Origin of the sequence: Streptomyces sp. NBC_00464 (assembly GCF_036013915.1) — a bacterium.
GTDB lineage: Bacteria > Actinomycetota > Actinomycetes > Streptomycetales > Streptomycetaceae > Streptomyces.
In genome coordinates this window covers 465,942-486,742 of record NZ_CP107899.1, presented here as the reverse complement: position 1 = coordinate 486,742, position 20,801 = coordinate 465,942, and the positions used below count along the sequence as shown (strand labels likewise).

Sequence of the window (20,801 nt, the reverse complement as noted above, 5' to 3'; positions counted from 1 at the left end):
CCTCAGATGTTGCGGAAGCGGTTGATGGCGTCGATGTGCTGCTCGCGCAGCTCCTTGTCGCGCACGCCCAGGCCCTCGGTGGGCGCCAGCGCCAGGACGCCGACCTTGCCCTGGTGGAGGTTGCGGTGCACGTCGTACGCGGCCTGGCCGGTGTCCTCCAGGGAGTAGACCTTCGACAGCGTCGGGTGGATCTTCCCCTTGGCGACCAGCCGGTTGGCCTCCCACGCCTCGCGGTAGTTGGCGAAGTGCGAGCCCACGATCTTCTTGAGCGACATCCACAGGTAGCGGTTGTCGTACTCGTGGTTGTAGCCCGAGGTCGAGGCACAGGTGACGATCGTGCCGCCCTTGCGGGTCACGTACACACTCGCGCCGAAGGTCTCGCGGCCCGGGTGCTCGAAGACGATGTCCACGTCCTCGCCGCCGGTCAGTTCACGGATGCGCTTGCCGAACCGCTTCCACTCGCGCGGGTCCTGGTTGTGCTCGTCCTTCCAGAACTTGTAGCCCTCGGCGTTGCGGTCGATGATCGCCTCGGCGCCCATCTTCCGGCAGATCTCCGCCTTCTGGTCGCTGGAGACGACACAGATCGGGTTGGCACCGCCGGCCAGGGCGAACTGCGTGGCGTAGGAGCCGAGCCCGCCGCTCGCGCCCCAGATGAGGACGTTGTCGCCCTGCTTCATGCCGGCGCCGTTGCGGGAGACGAGCTGGCGGTACGCGGTGGAGTTGACGAGCCCGGGAGCCGCAGCCTCCTCCCAGCTGAGGTGGTCCGGCTTCGGCATCAGCTGGTTGGACTTGACGAGTGCGATCTCCGCCAGGCCGCCGAAGTTGGTCTCGAAGCCCCAGATGCGCTGCTCGGGGTCGAGCATCGTGTCGTTGTGGCCGTCCGAGGACTCCAGTTCGACCGAGAGGCAGTGGGCGACGACCTCGTCACCGGGCTTCCAGGCGTTGACGCCGGGGCCGGTGCGCAGGACGACGCCCGCCAGGTCGGAGCCGATGACGTGGTACGGCAGGTCGTGGCGCTTGCTGAGGTCGCTGAGCTTGCCGTAGCGCTCCAGGAAGCCGAAGGTCGAGACGGGCTCGAAGATCGACGTCCACACGGAGTTGTAGTTGACCGAGCTGGCCATCACTGCCACGAGGGCCTCGCCCGGACCGAGCTCGGGCACCGGGACGTCCTCGACGTGGAGGGACTTGCGCGGGTCCTTGTCGCGGCTGGCGACGCCGGCGAACATCTCGGCCTCGTCCTTGTGCACGGTCACCGCGCGGTACGACTCGGGAATGGACAGGGCCGCGAAGTCCGCGGCGGTGCCCGCGGCGGAGCCGCCCTTCGAATCAGTCTGCGACTGGATCGCGTCCAGGATTTCCTTCACGGTGTGCCTCCGGTGGCGCGGCGTTGAGGGAACGCTTGAGGGTCCTGCGAAGCAGGGGGAGCGGTATTGCGTGGAGGTGTGCCGTCGGTTCGGCGGATGGTGCTTCGGCTGCTTGCTCTGTGGAGCAGAAGGGTTTGCCTGTGACGCAGGCGTCCGAGCGCGCAAACACGTGGTTTGCGGGGACAGCCGGCGTACGTGAGGTCTCAGCACGCCGGCCGCCCGGACGACTTCAACGTATGGCACTCCGTGACAGCTGGCAAGGCACTGGGTGCCAGTAATTTCCCTCAATTGTCATCCGGGTGCCACGCATGAGCAACACGGCGGGCGATATGCCGTCATGTGCCCCACTGTGGGTGGTCAGGAGGTGGGACGGCAGACGTACGGCGTCGTCGTGCTCAGGGCCGCGAACCCGAGGCGCTGGAGGATCGGACGACTGTCCTCCGTGGCGTCGACCTGGAGGTACCGGTAGCCGCGCTCGGCGGCGATCCCCGCCCGGAAGGCGATCAGCGCCCGGTAGATGCCCCTGCCGCGCCACGCCTCGACCGTGCCGCCGCCCCACAGCCCGGCGAAGCCGGTGCCCGGGTACAGCTCCATCCGGGCCGAGCTCACCGGCTCGTCGCCCGCCATGGCCAACACTCCGACGAAGTGGTCCGGTTCCTCCTTCAGCCGGGCCAGCACCTGATGCCGCAACCGGGACCAGTCCGAGCCGAACGCCTGCTCATGGGCCCGCGCCATCAGGTCCACATCGGCCTCGTCGCGCACCGTGCGCAGGTGGACGCCGTCCGGGAGCCGGACGGCCGTGGGCTGGTCCGCGACCGGCGCCACGAGCAGGGTCTCCGGCTCCTCCGGCTCGAATCCGGCCGCCAGCAGCCGCGCCCCGAGGTCGGCCGGCCGGTCGTGCCCGTACAGCTTCCACTCGAACGCGTCGTACCCGAGCTCGGTCCAGTGGGCCACCTGCGCGGCGATCGCCGCGTCCGCGCCCGCGGCGTCCAGATCCGGCGACGACCAGACGACCCCGTTCCAGTCGTGGGGCCCGCCCACCTGCCGTACGAGGCCGTCGGTGCGCTCGACGCGGACGCCGGGGCCGTCGGGGCGGGCATGCTCGCGCATCTCGCGGTCGAAGACGGCCAGCAGCTCTTCACGGCGGTGCGTCGGTTGATCGTTCATCCGCACACCACAGCACCGGGGCACCGCCCCGGCAACCGGGTTTCGGCGCGCCCCGCTCAGCGCTCCTTGAGCGCCTGCTGGATCGTGCGCATCACTTCGTCCAGCGGCGCGTCCGTCCGCGCCACGGCCACCAGGACCTCGCCCTCCGTGCTCACCGACGCGGCCGGCGGCTTCGCCGGCTCGTTGCCGGCGGTCCGGCCCGCGCCGATCCCCGTCCCGAACGTGTCGCGGACGATGGAGAACGCCTGGTCCAGCTGCGCCTCCACGTCGCCCTGGCCGTCCGCGCGCAGCCAGCGGCGCAGCACATGGTTGTGCGCGGTGACCACGGCCGACGCCGCGACCTCCGCCAGCAGCGGATCGTCGTTGCCGGCAAGGTGGTCGCGCTCGTCGAAGTGGCCCAGCAGATAGCGTGTGAACAGCCGCTCGTAGCGGGCCACCGAGGCGATCTCGGCCTGCCGCAGGGTGGGTACCTCGCGGGTCAGCTTGTACCGGGCCACGGAGACCGCGGGCTTCGCCGCGTACATCCGCATGACTTCCTTGATGCCCCGGCAGACCGTGTCGAGCGGGTGCTCGTGCGCGGGGGCGGCGTTGAGCACCGCCTCGGCCCGCACGAGGGTGTCGTCGTGGTCCGGGAAGATCGCCTCGTCCTTGGACCGGAAGTGCCGGAAGAAGGTCCGCCGGGCGACACCCGCGGCGCCCGCGATCTCGTCGACGGTCGTCGCCTCGTACCCCTTCGTGGCGAAGAGCTCCATCGCCGCGGCAGCCAGTTCACGGCGCATTTTGAGCCGTTGGGCGGCGGCGCGGGTGCCTGCGGCACTTTCCGGGACGTCGGGCGTGGCGGACACACGGGGGGACCTGGCGGGCTGGGACATGGTGTGAACGTACTGCATCGGTGCAGGAGGGTGCGCCCGTGGGGGCGGGCCGCCCGAAGGGCCGAGCAGCCCGCCCCAGCCGCCTCCCGGCCCGGAAGGCCCCGCATCGGGCCTTCCGGGACGGGCCCGCTCAGCGGCGGGCATATTCGCGGAAGCCGCGCCCCGTCTTGCGGCCGAGGCAGCCCGCGGCCACCAGATGCTCCAGGAGCGGCGCCGGCGCGAGGCCCGGGTCGCGGAACTCGCCGTGCAGCACCTTCTCGATGGCCAGCGAGACATCGAGCCCGACGACGTCCAGGAGCTCGAAGGGCCCCATCGGGTAGCCGCCGCCCAGCTTCATCGCGGCGTCGATGTCGTCGAGGGTGGCGTAGTGCTCCTCGACCATCTTGATCGCGTTGTTGAGGTACGGGAACAGCAGCGCGTTCACGATGAACCCGGCCCGGTCCCCGCAGTCCACCGGGTGCTTGCGCACCTTCCCGCAGACCTCGCGGACCGTCGCGTGCACATCGTCGGCCGTGAGCACGGTGCGGACGACCTCGACCAGCTTCATCGCGGGCGCCGGGTTGAAGAAGTGCATCCCGATGACGTCCTCGGGCCGTGAGGTGGCCCGGGCGATCGAGACGACGGGCAGTGACGAGGTGGTGGTGGCGAGCACCGCGCCCGGCCTGCACACCTTGTCCAGAGTGGCGAACAGCTGCTGCTTGACCAGCAGGTCCTCGGCGACCGCCTCGACGGCCAGGTCCACCTCGGCGAAGGAGTCCAGCGAGCCCGCCGCGGTGATCCGGGCGAGCGTCTCGTCCCGCGCCTCGGCCGTCAGCCGTCCCTTGGTGACCGACCGCTCCAGCGACTTGGCGATCCGGCCCTTGGCGATGTCCGCCTTCTCCTGGCTGCGGGCGGCGAGCACCACGTCGTAACCGGCCTTCGCGAAGACCTCCGCGATCCCCGAAGCCATCGTCCCGGAGCCCGCGACACCGACCGAACGCACCGTGCGGCCCGCACCGGCCCCCGCGTCCTGCGCGGGAGTCTGCGCGTCCGGGACCACGGTCTGGCTGCCCGGCTCCGCATACGTGTAGAAGCCGCGGCCCGTCTTGCGTCCGGTCAGCCCGGCAGCGCTGAGCTGGCCGAGGACGGGGGCCGGGGCGTGCAGCCGGTCGTGCGAGGCGGAGTACATCGCCTCCAGGACGGTACGGGCGGTGTCGATGCCGATCAGGTCGAGCAGCGCGAGCGGGCCCATGGGCAGGCCGCAGCCGAGCTTCATCGCGGCGTCGATGTCCTCGCGGGAGGCGTAGTTCGCCTCGTACATCGCGGCGGCCTGGTTGAGATAGCCGAACAGCAGGCCGTCGGCGACGAAGCCCGGCCGGTCGCCGACGGCGACCGGTTCCTTGCCCAGCTGCCGGGCGAGCGCGGTGACGGCTTCGACGGCCGGCGGCGCGGTCAGCACCGAGGAGACCACCTCGACCAGCTTCATCGCCGGCGCCGGGTTGAAGAAGTGCAGGCCGAGCACGCGCTCGGGGTGCTGCGACTCGGCAGCGAGCCGGGTCACCGACAGGGCGTTGGTGCCCGTGGCGAGGATCGTGGTGGGCGGGACGACCGCGTCGAGCTCCCGGAAGACCTGCTGCTTGATCTCGTACGTCTCCGGCACGACCTCGATGACCAGCTCGGCCTCCGCGGCCGCCTGGAGATCGGAGAAGGTGCGGAACCGGGCGAGGATGTTGCGCCGCTCCTCCTCCGTGATCCGCTCGCGCTGCACGGCGCGGGCGGTGGAGGCCTCCAGGGACGCGACGGCCTGGCGGGCGGCAGCGTCACTGATGTCGATACCGATGACCTCGCGGCCGGCGCGGGCCAGGACCTCGGCGATGCCGGTGCCCATGGTGCCGAGGCCGACGACGGCAATGGTGCTGAAACGGGTGTCCATCACGGGACTCCAGGGATGAGTGACGACTGAGGGACGCACGGAGCGCGCGGCCGGTGAGAGGGGCCGAAGGGCCCGACCGGCGTATGGCGTGCGGGAATTGCCTGTCGTGGTGCTCGGGTTCCGGGCGCGAAGCTCACGCCGGGACCGGTAAGGGGCGACGGACTCTGTCCCGGAGTCACGTCTCACAAAACTGCCGAACCGACAAACACTCCGAGTGGCTGCGTCACCAGGCCATCGGAGCCGGCGGGGGAGTGTCCCGCTCACATGAGGTTAACCGACGGGTAATGAGCGCGCCAGCCCTCGATCGTTGTGGCCCCCCTCACATCCACCGCCCCCGTCGGCACGCTGTGTGGCCACCGATACGCTGACGGTCATGGATGAGGAGTACCGGTCACTCACGCACCGGCTGGCGGACGAGGCGGGGGAGTCGGCGGCCTACCGCAGACTGCTCGCCACCGATGACGACGAGGAACTGGCCCAGGTGCTCGTCGAGCGGGAACGCCCGCTGTGGGCACGCGAGATCGCGGCGTTCCGGCTCGGCTGCGGCGGTGACCGCCGCGCCTTCGAGCCCCTCGTGCTGCTGCTCAACCACCGCGACCCGGAGCGCTGCGTCGCGGCCGCCCACGCCCTGGCCCGCCTGGGCGACCCCCGCACACCCCGTGCCGCGGCGGCGCTCGCCACCAACGACCTGCGCACCGCCTACGCCCTCCATCCGGTCCGCCTGCTCACCGAACTGCGGGCGCCCGAGTCCGTACCCGCGCTGATGAGCACCCTGTCCCGGCTGCTGGGGCCGGACGAGCCGCACTGGCGGGTGGCGCTGGCCTGCGTCGAGGGCCTGGGGCGGCTCGGCGACGTGCAGGCCCGCCCGGTCCTGGAGGCGGCGCTGCCGCACCCCCGCCTCGGGGGCGCGGCAGAGGACGCGCTCAGCCGGCTTCCGGCGGGCTGAGGCGGGTACGGAGTGCACCTCGGGATCCGTTCCGGTCCCCGAGGTGCGGCAGGTTCCTTCGGCCGGCCCTCGCGGACCCGTCAGCCCCGGAACCCGAGGATCCCGTGCAGCGTGCTGCCCCGGCCGTCCGCCTCCGTACGGGACGCGGGCCGCGCGGACTTGGCCGTCGCCGGCTTCGGATCGGGCGTCTTCGCGCAGACCGCGTCCACATCGCCGCCCTTGCCGCGCGGCACCGTCCCCTTGGCGAGATAGTCCGCCAGATACCGGTCCAGGCAGGCGTTCCCGCTCAGCGTGACGCCGTGGTTGCCGCCGCCCTCCTCGACGACCAGGCTGGAATCCTTGAGCTTGCGGTGAAGGGTGACCCCGCCCTCGTACGGAGTGGCCGCGTCGTCCGTCGCCTGGAAGAGCAGCGCCGGCGGCAGCTCGTGGTTGGAGACCCGGACCGGATTCAGCGGCTCCACCGGCCAGTCGGCGCACGGGGCGTTGTACCAGGTGTTGCCCCAGGTCATGAACGGCGCCTTGGCGTGGACCCGCTGGCTGTCGCTGCGCCAGACGTTCCAGTCGCTCGGCCACTGCGCGTCGCGGCACTGCACGGCCGAGTAGACCGAGTACCCGTTGTCGCCCTCCGCGTCGACCGCGCCGAAGCGTTCGTACGCCTTGACCAGGGCCTTCTCGTCCTTGTGGTTCACATAGGCGGCGAACGCACCGGCCAGCGTCGGCCAGTAGCCGTTGTAGTAGCCGCCCGGCAGGAAGGTGTCGTCCAGCTCGCCCGCGCCGACCTTCTTGCCCGCGGGATGCTTCTTGACCGCGTCCCGCATCCGGTACCAGGCCGCCTCGACCTTCGCCGGGTCGGTGCCGAGCCCGTACGTGCTGTCGTACTTCGCCACCCAGGCCGCGAACGCCTTGTGGCGGGTGTCGAACGCGTAGTCCTGGGCGATGTTGTCGTCGTACCAGACCCCGTCCGGGTCCACGTTCGAGTCGAGGACCAGGCGCCGGACGCGGTCCGGGAACAGCTTCGCGTACACCGCGCCCAGGTAGGTGCCGTAGGAGTATCCGAGGTAGTTGAGCTGCCGGGAGCCGGTCGCGGCCCGGATCACGTCGAGGTCCTTGGCCGCGCTCACCGTGTCCATGTACGGAAGCAGGTCCGGGTACTTCTTGCCGCAGGCGGCCGCGAAGTCGCGGGCGCGGTTCCGGTTGGTCCGCTCGTCCTGGACGGAGTGCGGCACCGGGTCCGGCCGTACCGGGTCGAAGTACTTCGGTACGCAGTCCAGGGCCGGCCGGCTCCTGCCCACACCGCGCGGGTCGAAGCCGATCACGTCGTACTGGGCGGCCACCGCCTCCGGCAGCGAGCCGGCGACGAATCCGGCCATCGACAGACCGCTGCCACCGGGACCGCCCGGATTGACCAGCAGTGGCCCCTGGAAGGTCTTCGCCGTGTGCGGGATCCGTGACAGGGCGAGAGTGACCTGGCGGCCCGACGGGTCGTCATGGTCGAGGGGCGCGTGCACCGATGCGCACTGGAGCGTCGGGTACGACTGGGTGGAGCAGTCGGTCCACTTGAGCGATGCGGCGCGCTGCGCGCCGCTGTCGGCGCTCGCCGGGGACGGGGCGGCGGTCACCAGACCGGCTACCGTCGCCCCGACGGCGAACAGAATTCCTGAACGGTTCGTCATATGGCCTCCCGTGGTGGGGGAACACGGCTGCGCGTGACGCAGCCCCCGCCGCATGCTCCCCGTATTCGGAGCCGCAAGGACCTGTTCCGGTGAGAGATGACCCGTTTGCCCTCAGGGTGACGCCGCCCGGTCAGAGCAGGGTCAACTGGGTGGGTTCGGAACCGGGCGGCGGGGTCTGCGGCTCGCCGCGCTCGGGGAAACCGCGGGGCGTCCCGTGGTGCGAGGGGCCGATGCCGTACTCCGTCGCCAGCTCGTGCACGTACCGGGTGATACGGCGCTGGTACCAGGTGGGTGCGTAGGCGCCGTCCGCGTACAGCCGCTCGTACTGCCGCACCAGATGAGGGTGGTGGCGGCCGAGCCACTCCATGAACCACTCCCGTGCTCCGGGGCGCAGATGGAGGACGAGCGGGGTCACCGAGGTCGCGCCGGCGGCGGCGATCGCGCGGACCGTCGCCCGCAGCTGGTCCGGACGGTCGCCGAGGTAGGGGATGACGGGCGCCATCAGCACCCCGCAGCCGATGCCGTGCTCGCTGAGGGTGCGGACCACGTCGAGGCGCCGCTCGGGGGAGGGGGTGCCGGGCTCCACGGTCCGCCACAGTTCGGGGTCGACGAAGCCGACGGAGACCGAGACGCCGACCTCGGTGACCTCGGCGGCCTGTCGCAGCAGCTCCAGGTCCCGGAGGATCAACGTGCCCTTCGTGAGGATCGAGAAGGGGTTTGCGTGGTCGCGCAGGGCCGTGAGGATGCCGGGCATCAGCCGGTAGCGGCCCTCCGCCCGCTGGTAGCAGTCGACGTTGGTGCCCATCGCGATGTGCGCGCCGTGCCAGCGCCGCGAGGCGAGCTCGCGGCGCACCAGCTCCGGGGCGTTGATCTTGACCACGATCTGGGAGTCGAAGCCGAGCCCGGTGTCGAGGTCCAGGTAACTGTGGGTCTTGCGGGCGAAGCAGTAGACGCAGGCATGTGAACAGCCGCGGTACGGGTTGACGGTCCACTCGAACGGCATCCGGGACGCACCGGGCACCCGGTTGACGATCGAGCGGGCCCGTATCTCGTGGAAGGTGATTCCTCGGAATTCCGGAGTGTCGAAGGTGCGTGTGGTCACCGCGTCCGCGGCGAAGAGCGCGCCGGTACCGGGTTTGATGGTTGCGGCGGGGTTATCGGCCAGATTGTCCCAACGCATGGACGCCTCCTCGGTAGCACTGACCCGAGAATAGAACATGTGTTCCCTTGATCGTTTTCTCCCCTTCGTCCCGGACCGGATTTTGAGCAGGGCTGCCGAGGTGGTTGGCTCAGCACACCCCCGAACAACCGAGTGCTGGAGGAACAGCCATGGCGCAGGTCGAGGCCACGACAGAGCGGATCATCGCGGCGGACGCGGAGACGGTGTTCGACGCGCTGGCCGACTACAAGGACGTCCGCGGCAAGGTGCTGCCCGGCCACTTCAGCGAGTACGAGATCCGGGAGGGCGGCGACGGCGAGGGCACCCTCGTCCACTGGAAGCTCCAGGCCACCAGCAAGCGGGTGCGCGACTGTCTGCTGGAGGTCACCGAGCCCACCGACGGGCAGCTCGTGGAGAAGGACCGCAACTCCTCGATGGTCACGACCTGGACCGTCACCCCGGCCGGTGAGGGCAAGTCCAGGGCGGTCGTCTCCACGGTGTGGGACGGGGCCGGTGGTGTCGGTGGATTCTTCGAGAGGACCTTCGCGCCCAAGGGACTTGGGCGCATCTACGACGAGCTTCTGCAGAACCTCGCCACCGAGGTGGAGAAGTAACCTCCGGTCCAACCGGCCGGCCTCACCGGTTCGGGTGGTTTTTTCGGCCGGTCGGTTGTGCGCCGTAGTGGCTCCCACCGGGGGATACGCCCCCTGAGTGCGCCGTCAGCGCCCCTCGCCGCGTTTGCCCTTGATTGTTGCCCAATGCGAAAAATGGGCGGCGGCAGTGCGACGAGGGGAGCGGCACGTGGTGGGTGGCATCACTCTGGTGAAGGACGAGCCGGAAGGTACGGACGGCGCCGAGGCGGTACCCGCGGTCGTCCCGCCCCCTCCGCCGCCCGCCGCGACGGAACCCGCCGCCCCGGCCCCGGCCGGTGACGGGGCCACGGACCCCCGCCGCATCAGGCTCGTCTTCATCGGGCTGATGCTCACGCTCCTGCTCGCGGCGCTCGACCAGATGATCGTCGCCACCGCGCTCCCGAAGATCGTCGGTGAGCTGCACGGCCTGGAGAAGATGTCCTGGGCGGTCACCGCCTATCTGCTCGCCTCGACCATCGGTCTCCCGATCTACGGCAAGCTCGGCGACCTCTTCGGCCGCAAGAGCGTCTTCCAGTTCGCGATCGTCGTCTTCGTCGTCGGCTCCGCACTGGCCGGCTGGTCGCGCACCATGGACGAACTGATCGCCTTCCGCGCCATCCAGGGCGTCGGCGGCGGCGGGCTGATGATCGGCGTCCAGGCGATCATCGCGGACGTCGTGCCGCCACGGGAGCGCGGCCGGTTCATGGGGCTCATCGGCGCGGCCTTCGGTCTCGCGTCCGTGGCAGGGCCGTTGCTCGGCGGCTTCTTCACCGACCACGCCTCGTGGCGCTGGTGCTTCTACATCAACGTGCCGTTCGGCCTGGCCACGCTGGCCGTGATCACCGTCGTACTGAAACTGCCCAAGCCGACTGTCCGGCCCCGGCTCGACATCCTCGGCGCCGTGCTGCTGGCCGCCGCCTCCACCTGCCTGGTGCTGCTGACCAGTTGGGGCGGTACGGAGTACGCCTGGGGCTCGGGCACCATTCTGGGGCTGGCCGCCGGAGCTGCCGGAACGACTCTGCTGTTCCTCGCCGTGGAGCACCGCGCGCCCGAACCGATCATCCCGCTGCGGCTGTTCCGCGACTCGATCTTCAACGTCACCGCTCTGGTCGGTGCGGTCGTCGGGGTGGCGCTGTTCGGCGCCGCCAGCTATCTGCCGACTTTCCTGCAGATGGTCGACGGGGCCACCGCCACCGAGTCCGGGCTGCTCATGCTCCCGATGATGGGCGGCATCGTGGGTGCCTCCGTCGTCTCGGGCCAGCTCATCTCCCGTACCGGGCGCTACCGCGTCTACCCGATCGCGGGCAGCGCGATCTCGGCGGTGGGCATGTGGCTGCTGTCCCGGCTGGAGACCGACACCCCGCGGTTCGAATACAGCATCGCGCAGGCGGTCCTCGGCCTCGGGATCGGGCTGATCATGCCGGTGCTGGTCCTGGCCGTGCAGAACTCCGTACGCCCGGCCGACCTCGGCACCGCCACCAGTGCCAACAACTACTTCAGGCAGATCGGCGGCAGCGTCGGCGCCGCCGTGTTCGGCACCCTCTTCGCCGGACGGCTGGCCGACGCGCTCGCCGTGCGGCTGCCCGCCGGAGCCGGGCTGCCCGACCCGGAGTCGATCACTCCGCAGTTGGTCCACGCGATGGAGCCCGCGCTGCGGGACGCCTACATCCAGGCCTACGCCGACGCGATGCCCCGGATCTTCCTCTACCTCGTGCCGGTCCTCGTGCTCGGCCTGTTCTTCGCCTTCTTCCTCAAGGAGAAACCGCTGGTGTCCCACCACAGCCCCGAAACCGCAGCCGAGCCCGCGACGATCCCCTCCGCCCGCACCGACCCGGGCCCCCCTTCCGCCGGATACCTCTCCGGGGTGCCGGTCTGCGGCAGCGTCCAGCACCCCGACGGTACGAAGGTGCCTCGGGCCGCCCTCACCCTCATCGACGTCCAGGGCCAGCAGGTCGGCAGGGGCGCCAGCGGGGACGAGGGGCGGTACGCGCTGAGCGTGCCCGGAGCCGGTTCGTACGTCCTCATCGCCGCCGCTGGGGGCCACCAGCCGCAGGCCGTCAGCGTCACCGTGGGCGAACGGCCGGTGGAACTGGACGTGGTGCTCGGCGGCGCCGGACGGCTGGCCGGGACCGTCCTGACGGCGGACGGAGTCCCGGTACGGGACGCGGCCGTCACCCTGACCGACGTACGCGGCGAAGTCGTCTCCTCCACGCGCAGCGGGCGCGAAGGCGGGTACGTGATCACGGAGCTCGTCGCGGGCGAGTACACCCTCGCCGCCTCCGCACCCGCCTTCCGGCCTGCCGCCCTTCCGGTCAGCGTGCAGGCGGCCAGGGAGACCCGGCAGGACATCGAACTGGCCGGCGGAGCCGTGCTGCGCGGAATCGTCCGCGCCAGTGGCGGACGGCCCGTAGAGGACGCCCGCGTGACGCTCCTGGACGCGGCCGGCAATGTGGTCGACACGCTGACCACCGGCCCCGACGGATCCTTCCGGTTCGTCGACCTGTCCACGGGCGAGTACACCGTGATTGCCGCCGGCTATCCGCCGGTCGCCACCGTGCTCCAGGTCGCGGGCGGCGGGCGCACCGAACGGGACCTGCAACTGGGCCACGAGGACTGAGAGTCCGGGCCGGCCGGGCCTCCCGTTCGCCACCGGGCCCGGCCGCGCGGTCCCGTCGTGCCGGGCCGCGCGTGGTGCACCCCCCTTCGAGGGTGATTCCGCCGATGCTCCGCGACGCCGGACGCCGGGCCGTACCGTGGACGCACGCATCGCAGAACCTTGCGGTGAGGAAGGAGCCTTCCGCCCATGGACCCCGGTGTGCCGCCGCAGAGGACACCACAGCCGCCCGACGCCGCGGCGGGCCGTGTGCCGCTCGCCGTGGTCGTCGTCGACGCGGACGGACTCGTCTCGCACTGGTCGACCGGTGCGAGGAGGCTCTTCGGGGTCTCCCGGGAGGACGCCGTCGGCTGCCCGGCGGGTGAACTCCTGCCGGTGTCCGGGGCGTTACGGACACACGGCGATCCGCTGCCGGACGGGGTGTACGAGGAGTTCGGCCCCGAGCTCGACAGCTCCCCGAGCGGCGCCGTCGCCTACCCGACGGTGGGCCGGGCCCGGGTGGACGACGCCGGCCGTGGCCGTATCGATGTGCTGTGGTGGGCCTATCCGCTCGTCGGCCCCGGCCCCGAACGGCTGCTCGTGCTCGCCGCGGACTCCGCACCGCTGCGGGGCGACGGGGCCGGCGGGGACACCGAGACCATCTCTCCCGGATTCGCCCTGCACACCGACTTCCCCGACTATCGGGACCTCTCCTCGCGGCTGCCCGAGATCCTGCCCAGCATGAGCGTCCAGGAGGCCACCAGGATCGTTTCCCAGGTCCTTGAACTCGGCTATCCGGTCCTGGAGTTCAGCCACCACGACCGGATCCCGGTGACCCCCGACTGGGGTGTGGCGCGGCGCACCGGACGCCGCACCGCCGACGGCCGCCCGCGCACCGCCGGGGGTGCGCCCGTCCCTCGTGCGGCACCCCGCCCCGAGCTGGACCTCGAATACGCGGCGGTCCGCGAACGGCTGGAGTTCCTCAACGAGGTCAGCGGCCGCATCGGCACCTCCCTCGACCTGGAACGCACCATCCGCGAGGTCACCAGTGCCGCCGTGCCCCGCTTCACCGACTTCGCGGGGACGCATCTGCGCGCCGCGGTCCTGGCAGGCGAGGGCTTTCCGGACGGGCCGCCCGACGTCACGACGATCTGGCACCGCGTCTGGGTCGAGCACAACGACGAACCGGGCCGCTGGGACGACACCGTGCCCGTCGGCGAATCCATCGCCTTCCCCGAACACACCCCGTTCTTCCGGTGCATGGTCACCGGCGAGCCGGTCATCGTCCCCTACGTCGGCGAGGAGTTGAGCAACCGGATCTCGGGCGAGTTCGAGAAGCGCGACCTGCGCCCCCTGATCACGCACCGCTCCCTGCTCATCGTGCCGCTCAAGGCCCGTGACGTGGTGCTCGGTTTCATGGTGCTGATGCGCCGACCCGGACGCGAACCCTTCGACGACATGGACCGCACCACTGGCGCCGAACTCGCCGCCAGGGCCGGGCTCGTCCTCGACAACGCGCGGATGTACACGTACCAGGAGAACGTCGCCGAGACGCTCCAGGACAGCATGCTGCCGCAGATCGAACCGCGCATGGCGGGCTGTGACATCGCCACCCGCTACCTGCCCGGCGCCCGGCTCGGCAGGGTCGGCGGCGACTGGTTCGACTCGGTGAAGCTCCCCGGATCCCGGACCGCTCTCGTCGTCGGCGACGTGATGGGGCACGGCCTCAACTCTGCAGCAATGATGGGTCAGTTACGCACCGCCGTGCTGACCATGGCCACCATGGAGATGCCGCCCGCCCAACTGCTGCGCAACCTCGACGACCTGGCCCAGCGGCTCGGTGAGCAGTACCTCGCGACCTGCCTGTACGCGGTCTACGACCCGATCCGCTCCGAGCTCCAGATCGCCAACGCCGGTCATATCCCGCCCGTACTGGTCCGGGCCGAGGACGGCCGGGCCGAGCTGCTCGACCTGCCGACCGGCGCGCCGATCGGCGTCGGCGGCGTTGCCTTCGAGACCGCCACCGTGCGGGTGCGGCCCGGCGACCGGCTGGTGCTCTGCACCGACGGCCTGGTCGAGGTGCGGGGACAGGACATCGGGGCAGGCCTGGCCGCGCTCTGCGCCTCGGCAGCCCATCCCGCCGCGTCGATGGACGACGCCTGCGACACGATCATCCGGGCCCTGAACCCCAGCGGCGGCCGCAAGGACGATGTGGCCCTGCTCATGGCCCGGCTCAACGGCATCCCGGACGACGACGTCGCCGAGTGGCAACTGGCCCTGGACCCACGCGAGGTGGCCAGAGCCCGCCGGCTGGTCCGAGGCCGGCTCCTCGACTGGGATCTGCCGGACGCGGTGGAGGCCGCCGAGCTGATGGTCAGTGAGCTCGTCACCAATGCGGTGAAGCACGGCCGCACCCACCACATCGGGCTCCGGCTGGTGCGCACCGGCGCCCTGCTGTGCGAGGTCAGCGACGACGAGCCCGCCCCCGCCACGCTGCTGGGCGCCACCGACCACGACGAGTTCGGCCGCGGACTGGTCCTGGTGAGCGGCCTCGCGCGCGAATGGGGCAGCAGCACCACGGCGCGCGGCAAGACCGTCTGGTTCGAGCTGGCGCTCTCCCGCGTACCGCACCCCCGGTCGGTCACCTGGTGAATCCGGCCTTCAACCGTGTGCGCACACTTGCCCACGGCGGCGGAAGACGATAGTCCGGTCCTGAGCGAAAAGCCGCGGGACGGCCGGACCTGGGAGTGCGCATGGATGTGTCGCAGCGATACCGCGAGGCGTGGGAAGGCTTCTGGTCGGCCACCTCGGACACACCCGGCGAGGCGATCTGGGACGCCGACCCCTCGCTGAGCGCCGTACCGCACAGCGAGCTGCTTCTGCCGTACGCCGATGCCACACTGCCCGTCGTGGACCTCGGCTGCGGAAACGGCACCCAGACCCGCTATCTGGCCACCCGGTTCGCCCGCGCGATCGGCGTGGACCTCTCGCACGCCGCGATCGGCCACGCCCGGCGGGCGGACCTTGAAGGCATAGCCGAGTTCATCCAGTTGGACCTGGTCGACGGCGACGCGGTGCGCGCCCTGCATGAGCGGATCGGCGATACGAACGTCTACATGCGGGCGGTCATCCACCAGAGCGACCCCGAGGCCAGGCCGGCGGTCGCGGCGGCCGTGGCGACGCTGCTGGGGGAACACGGACGGGCCTTCGTTGCCGAGCTGACCCCGGCCTCCAAGGCCGTGCTGGAGCAGGCGTCCCAGGGGCCGGACGGGCCGCCCGAGAAGCTGCGGCGGGTCTTCGAGCACGGGCTGAAACCGGCGAACGCCACCGAGGAGGAGGTGCCGGAGGTGCTGCGGGCGGCCGGGCTGACCACCCTGGACAGCGGTGACACGGCCCTGCCGCAGACCGAGTACCTGCCCGACGGAACCCGGATCGACCTGCCGGCGCGGTGGTTCGTCCTGGCCGCCCGCTGATCCGGGGAGCGCGCACCGGCCCCGGGCGTGGAGTCCGTCCGGGGCCGGCCGCGTCCTTCACGGCAGCAGTCGCGGCCTCCGTCGCGCCGCGACGTCCTCGACCCAGCCGAAGAGCGCCACGGCCGCGGCGATCAGCACCCAGGCGACGCCGAACTGCAGCCAGGTGCTGCCGAGGGGCAGATGTCGTTCGAAGGCGGGGACGTTCCACATCAGGTCGATCAGCGGCACGCCAGCCATCAGCGCCACCTCGTGCCACAGATAGACGGTCACGGCACGGGCGTTGAAGACCTTCACCACCCGTGCCGCCACCGGGCGGCGGCCGAGCCATGCGCAGGCGGGCCGGAACCGCAGGAGCAGCAGGACGAATCCCGCGGACCACAGTGCCTGGGCGAGCGGAATGTCGTCGAGGTCGTACGACCCGTCGACCCGGTGGTGCAGGGCCCACCAGCCTCCCCCCGCCAGCAGGACCGGCGCCACTGCGACGACCTGGCCGGGACGCAGCCGGTCGAGCACCCCGTCGCGGTGGGCGAATCCGAGCAGCCAGCAGAACAGGAAGACCGACACATCGCTGAGCGCACTCCCCAGCCGCCCGTCCGGCCCCCCGCCCAGCGCGGTCAGCACCAGGACGGGGACGAGAGAGAGCGCCACCACCGGGAGCGGCGCGAGCCGGAAGACCCGCAGCAGGACGGGTGACAGGAGGACGAACCAGAGGTACGTCCTCAGGTACCACAGCACCGCCCAGGCCTGCTCGCCCCACGCGTCGCCCGGCGGATCGCCCACCGGCAGCACCCAGTACAGGACATCGGCGCCCGGCACCCAGCCGTGCAGCAGCATCGCCACACCGAGGAGCAGGCCGAACACCCACAGCGGGATCAGCAGCCTGCGCAGCCGCCCCCGGATCACCTGTCGGGCAGGGCGCTCCAGGGAACGCGCCATGAGCGAACCGGCGAGCGCGAACATCACACCCATCGACGGGAACACAAGCCCCAGCCACGGCCATCCGAAGGTGTGGTAGGTGACGACACGGACCAGCGCGAAGGCCCGCAGCACATCGAACCAGCGGTCACGGCCGTCGGGGGCTGGTTCTGCGGGGGCGGTCGCGAATGGCGCACCCCGCCTGTGGGTACCCCCCATCAGCGGCTCTCCGTACCGGACACGGGGGAGCCGACCACGCCGGTCCGTTTCAGCTTCTGCCAGCGCAGCCGGCCGCCGGTCGCCGCGGTGACGCACGAGTGGATGAGTACGAGATACATCAGCTGCCGGTACGCGAGTTGCTGGAGCGGAAGCATGAGCAGATACCGGTACTTCTCGCGGTCCAGGCGGAACGCATAGGCCGCGCAGACGAGTTGCACCAGCAGGACTGCCAGCCACGCCACCAGGGACGCCCTGAAGTCCACGAACAGCATCGCGTAGAGCGTGAACACGTCGATCAGCGGGGCGAAGACCGGTGTGACGATCTGGAAGAGGACCACCAACGGCATCCCGACCCGGCCGAAACGGCCCGACGGCCCGCGATCGCTCACGGACCTCCGGTGCTTCCACAGGGCCTGCATGGTGCCGTAGCTCCAGCGGTAGCGCTGCCTCCACAGCTGCCCCAGGGACGCCGGGGCCTCGGTCCACGCACGGGCGTGCTCGGCGTAGACGACGCGCCAGCCGGCCCGGTGCAGGGCGATCGTGATGTCGGTGTCCTCGGCGAGCGTGTCCTCGCTCATGCCGCCGACGTCCAGCACCGCCGTGCGGCGGAACGCGCCGATCGCACCGGGGATGGTGGGCATGCAGCGCAGCAGGTCGTACATCCGGCGGTCGAGGTTGAAGCCCATCACGTACTCGATGTGCTGCCAGGCGCCGATGATCGTGTTGCGGTTGCCGACCTTGGCGTTTCCGGCGACCGCGCCGACGGCCGGGTCACCGAAGGGCTGCACGAGCCGGTGCACGGTGTCGGGTTCGAAGACGGTGTCGCCGTCCATCATCACCACGATGTCGTAACGCGCTTGCCGCACACCGTTGTTGAGAGCGGCCGACTTGCCGGCGTTCTCCTGGCGTACGACACGGAGGTTGGGCAGTCCCAGGGCCTCGGCGATCTCCGGGGTCCCGTCGGTCGACCCGTCGTCGACGAGGATGATCTCGATCGGATGGGTGCTGGACGCCAGCGAGTTGAGCGTGTGGGCGATGCACTCCTTCTCGTTGTACGCGGGCACGATCACGCTCACCGGGCCGGTGACCGCGGGCCCCCAGGCGAACCGGCGTCTGTTGCGCCGCCGGTAGTGGCTCCGGGCAAGGACGAGCATCAGCCCGAACCGTCCCAGCACGGCGACCCCGACGACGGTCAGTGCCGCGGCGAGTCCGGGCATCGTCCACTCGGCGACCGCGACGGCGGCGAGAAGCGCCCGGCCCTCCCAGAGGGTGGTGGTGTCGGCCTTGCGGTGCGCGGCCTGCTCGGGATCGGAGGCGGCGGCCGGCGGAGTGGCTGCCTGTCCGCCCGGGGCCGGGGTGCCCTGTCCGGACTGTGCCCGAGTCTGCTCGTCCTGCTGCTGGGCGCCGCTCACCGTGGTGAAGGTGTAGCCCTTCGCCTTCATCTTCTTGATGTACCGGGGCAGCGCCTCAAGGGTCTGCTCGCGATCGCCGCCCGAGTCGTGGAAGAGCACGGAGGCGCCCTTGCCGCTCTTCGGAGTGGCCAGGTCGATGATCTTGTCGACGCCCGGCTGCTGCCAGTCCTCGCTGTCGGTGTCGATGAAGACGCTGGTGTAGCCGAGGGCGCCGAGCTTCTCGTAGACGGGCCAGCTGTAGTTGTCGATGGAGTCGTTCGTGGACGAGTACGGGGCGCGGAACAGTGTCGTGGTGATGCCGGCGGCCCCGGCCAGGGCCAGTTGCGTCTGGGCGAGCTCACGCGTGATGCGGGAAGCACCCTGGTAGGAGAGGTCGACGTGCGTGAACGTGTGGATGCCCACCTCGTTGCCGCCGTCGACCATGTCGCGCACGAGGCTCGGATAGCGCGAGATCATGGAGCCCACGAGGAAGAACGTGCCCGGGACGTCGTTGGCGTCCAGGACGTCGAGCACCTTGCCGGTCCATTCCGGATCGGGCCCGTCGTCGAAGGTCAGCACGATCGTCTTGTCCGGCACCGACTGGGTGCGCGCGGTGCCGCCCGGGAAGCTGAGCAGGGGACCGCCGTCCAGGACGCTGTCCGGCACCTTGTCCGCACTCGCGCCGGAGCGGATCCGTTGGTCGTCGCCGACCTCGGCCCTCAGATAACCGTCGAGCAGCATCACGGAGACCAGGCCCAGGAGCAGCAACAGGGCGACGACCACTCGGGGCCCCGGTACCGCCGACGGGCGGCTGCGGCTCATCGGGCCGTGCCGGTGCTCGGCGGGGCGTACGCGCTGCTGCCGCCAGGGGGTCCGCCGCCGGGGCCGCCCTGGGCATTGGACGTGCCGTCGAAGGGGAGCAGCGTCGAGGGGGACAAGGAGATCCCGCCCATGAAGGAAAGGGCCAGAACGGCGGCGTACCCGACGCAGGTGACACCCAGCACCGCACCGGCCCGGCGCAGCAGCCGGGCGCGCCGGCCGGAGCTGTCCACGAAGACGGGCCCGTCCTGCGCCGAGGGCAGGGAGGTGCGCGCGTGTTTGCGGTGTCGGCCACGCACGGCCGGATCTGTATCGACAGGGGTATCGGAAGGCATTTGCGTATGTTGACCAATGGTCATGTGCGAAGGCTGGTGCTTTGCTGGCCGAACGCTGTGGATCGGTCCGTCACCTGTCGGTCGGCTGAGAGTATGTGGGCGGTGATTCGCAGTGCATTGAGTCCAAGATTCCATCAACGGCCCAGGGATATTTGGGCGTTGGCGTGTGGATCATGGTGATGCGTGCCGTCCGGCTGTGGCTTGGCTGTGAGGGTGCTGCTGGGCGGGTGTGAGAGGTTTCGGGTGTTCCGGTCCCACTGTGTCGCAGCTGCGGGGCACTCTTTGCCGAAAGCAGGTGCAAACACCATGCGTATGTCATCCTTCCGGCCGGCGGCGGCCGGCGCCGGCCTTGCGGCGCTCCTTCTCGCCTGCTCCGCCTGTGCGACCGGCACCGCGGCGGACCAGGGCGCTGCGTCGGCCCCTCGACCGAGCGCCACCGCAACGGCCCAGGCAGCCACCGCGTACACCCCCTACGTCAGCGCCACGGACGCCGCGGACACGGACGCCGCGGGCTCCCCCGACACGTACGACCTCGCCTTCGTGGTTGCCGGCGGAGGCGGCTGCACCCCGCTCTGGGGCGGCAGCGCGGCGGCCACCGACCCTGCGGTCGTCTCGCGCGTCGCGGCGCTCACCGCCTCCGGTGCGGACATCCGGGTCTCCTTCGGAGGGGCCGCGGGCACCGAAGCGGCACTCGCCTGCGACAGCGCGCAGGAACTCGCCGATGTGTACGGAGAGGTGCTGGACGCCGTCGGAGCGACCAAGGCGGACTTCGACATCGAGGGCGACGCTCTCACCGACACCCCCTCGGTCACCCGTCGCAACGAGGCCCTGCACCTGCTCCAGCAGGAGCGGGACCTGGACGTCACGTACACCCTGCCGGTCATGCCCGACGGCCTGGAGGCGAGTGGGACAGCCGTCCTCGACGACGCAGTCGCCCGGGGCGTCGAGGTCTCGGCGGTGAACATCATGGCGATGAACTACAGCTCGTCCCACGACGGCGACATGAGCGACTACGCGCAGCAGGCGGCCTCGGCCGCCCATGACCAGATCGCCGACGTCCTCGCGCTGTCCGACGCCGAGGCCTGGCGGGCGCTGCACATCACCGTGATGATCGGCGTCAACGATGTGGCGGGGGAGACCTTCACCCTGGCCGACGCGGCGTCCCTGCGCTCCTTCGCCCGGCGCCAGGGGGTCGGTGCGCTGTCGCTCTGGGCGGCGTTCCGCGACCGGGCGTGCACCGGTGAGGACACGTCGAAGGCCGCTGACACGTGCAGCGGCGTCGAGCAGGAGGACGGGGCGTTCGCCGAGGCGCTGAATGGCTGACCGCCGTG

15 protein-coding genes are annotated in these 20,801 nt (G+C 70.9%); 6 read left to right on the top strand and 9 right to left on the bottom strand.

Going from position 1 to position 20,801, the window contains the following annotated elements; translation table 11 throughout:
* Positions 1-2 precede the first annotated feature (2 nt).
* The 4 genes from ccrA to OG912_RS02085 all read right to left on the bottom strand — a co-directional run bounded on the left by ccrA (position 3) and on the right by OG912_RS02085 (position 5,315).
* A complete protein-coding gene (gene ccrA, locus OG912_RS02100) occupies positions 3-1,364 on the bottom strand; it encodes a crotonyl-CoA carboxylase/reductase (RefSeq protein WP_327707885.1) in 1,362 nt (453 codons plus the stop codon).
* A 357-nt stretch (positions 1,365-1,721) separates the two neighbouring features.
* The gene (locus tag OG912_RS02095; protein WP_327707884.1) at positions 1,722-2,531 is read right to left on the bottom strand and encodes a GNAT family N-acetyltransferase; all 810 of its coding nucleotides are present in this window, start codon (positions 2,529-2,531) and stop codon (positions 1,722-1,724) included.
* Positions 2,532-2,587: 56 nt separating this feature from the next.
* Positions 2,588-3,403 carry a TetR family transcriptional regulator gene (locus OG912_RS02090; RefSeq protein WP_327707883.1) on the bottom strand — a complete coding sequence of 272 codons (816 nt, stop codon included), beginning with the start codon at positions 3,401-3,403 and terminating at the stop codon, positions 2,588-2,590.
* Between the two features lie 130 nt (positions 3,404-3,533).
* A complete protein-coding gene (locus OG912_RS02085) occupies positions 3,534-5,315 on the bottom strand; it encodes a 3-hydroxyacyl-CoA dehydrogenase family protein (protein WP_327707882.1) in 1,782 nt (593 codons plus the stop codon).
* A gap of 373 nt (positions 5,316-5,688) precedes the next feature.
* Here OG912_RS02085 and OG912_RS02080 point away from each other — a divergent pair, with 373 nt between their 5' ends.
* Positions 5,689-6,261 (top strand): adenylosuccinate lyase, encoded by a 573-nt coding sequence (locus tag OG912_RS02080; protein WP_327707881.1) that lies wholly within the window; start codon positions 5,689-5,691, stop codon positions 6,259-6,261.
* An 80-nt stretch (positions 6,262-6,341) separates the two neighbouring features.
* Here the strand turns inward: OG912_RS02080 and OG912_RS02075 are convergent, their stop codons facing one another.
* Positions 6,342-7,934 (bottom strand): alpha/beta hydrolase, encoded by a 1,593-nt coding sequence (locus OG912_RS02075; protein ID WP_327707880.1) that lies wholly within the window; start codon positions 7,932-7,934, stop codon positions 6,342-6,344.
* A gap of 130 nt (positions 7,935-8,064) precedes the next feature.
* Positions 8,065-9,114, bottom strand: a complete 1,050-nt coding sequence (locus OG912_RS02070) for an Rv2578c family radical SAM protein (RefSeq protein WP_327707879.1) — start codon at positions 9,112-9,114, stop codon at positions 8,065-8,067.
* 149 nt (positions 9,115-9,263) lie between these two features.
* Here OG912_RS02070 and OG912_RS02065 point away from each other — a divergent pair, with 149 nt between their 5' ends.
* The 4 genes from OG912_RS02065 to OG912_RS02050 all read left to right on the top strand — a co-directional run bounded on the left by OG912_RS02065 (position 9,264) and on the right by OG912_RS02050 (position 15,791).
* Positions 9,264-9,707: an SRPBCC family protein gene (locus tag OG912_RS02065; protein ID WP_327707878.1), complete on the top strand. Its 444-nt coding sequence runs from the start codon at positions 9,264-9,266 to the stop codon at positions 9,705-9,707.
* Positions 9,708-9,894: 187 nt separating this feature from the next.
* A complete protein-coding gene (locus OG912_RS02060; RefSeq protein WP_327707877.1) occupies positions 9,895-12,342 on the top strand; it encodes an MFS transporter in 2,448 nt (815 codons plus the stop codon).
* A 186-nt stretch (positions 12,343-12,528) separates the two neighbouring features.
* Positions 12,529-14,970: a SpoIIE family protein phosphatase gene (locus OG912_RS02055; RefSeq protein WP_327707876.1), complete on the top strand. Its 2,442-nt coding sequence runs from the start codon at positions 12,529-12,531 to the stop codon at positions 14,968-14,970.
* Between the two features lie 101 nt (positions 14,971-15,071).
* Complete coding sequence (locus OG912_RS02050) at positions 15,072-15,791, top strand: class I SAM-dependent methyltransferase (RefSeq protein ID WP_327707875.1); 720 nt, start codon at positions 15,072-15,074, stop codon at positions 15,789-15,791.
* 57 nt (positions 15,792-15,848) lie between these two features.
* Here OG912_RS02050 and OG912_RS02045 read toward each other — a convergent pair whose 3' ends face one another.
* Genes OG912_RS02045 through OG912_RS02035 form a run of 3 tightly spaced genes read right to left on the bottom strand, consistent with a single transcriptional unit; the run spans position 15,849 to position 19,434 of the window.
* Positions 15,849-16,925 (bottom strand): acyltransferase family protein, encoded by a 1,077-nt coding sequence (locus OG912_RS02045; RefSeq protein WP_327707874.1) that lies wholly within the window; start codon positions 16,923-16,925, stop codon positions 15,849-15,851.
* Positions 16,925-19,138, bottom strand: a complete 2,214-nt coding sequence (locus tag OG912_RS02040) for a bifunctional polysaccharide deacetylase/glycosyltransferase family 2 protein (protein WP_327707873.1) — start codon at positions 19,136-19,138, stop codon at positions 16,925-16,927. The genes OG912_RS02045 and OG912_RS02040 overlap by 1 nt, the downstream gene beginning before the upstream one ends.
* Positions 19,135-19,434 (bottom strand): hypothetical protein, encoded by a 300-nt coding sequence (locus tag OG912_RS02035; protein WP_327707872.1) that lies wholly within the window; start codon positions 19,432-19,434, stop codon positions 19,135-19,137. The genes OG912_RS02040 and OG912_RS02035 overlap by 4 nt, the downstream gene beginning before the upstream one ends.
* 348 nt (positions 19,435-19,782) lie before the next feature.
* On the opposite strand from OG912_RS02035, the gene OG912_RS02030 reads away from it, so the two are divergent.
* On the top strand, positions 19,783-20,793 hold the full coding sequence (locus OG912_RS02030) for a chitinase (protein ID WP_327713318.1): 1,011 nt from the start codon (positions 19,783-19,785) through the stop codon (positions 20,791-20,793).
* Positions 20,794-20,801: the final 8 nt, after the last annotated feature.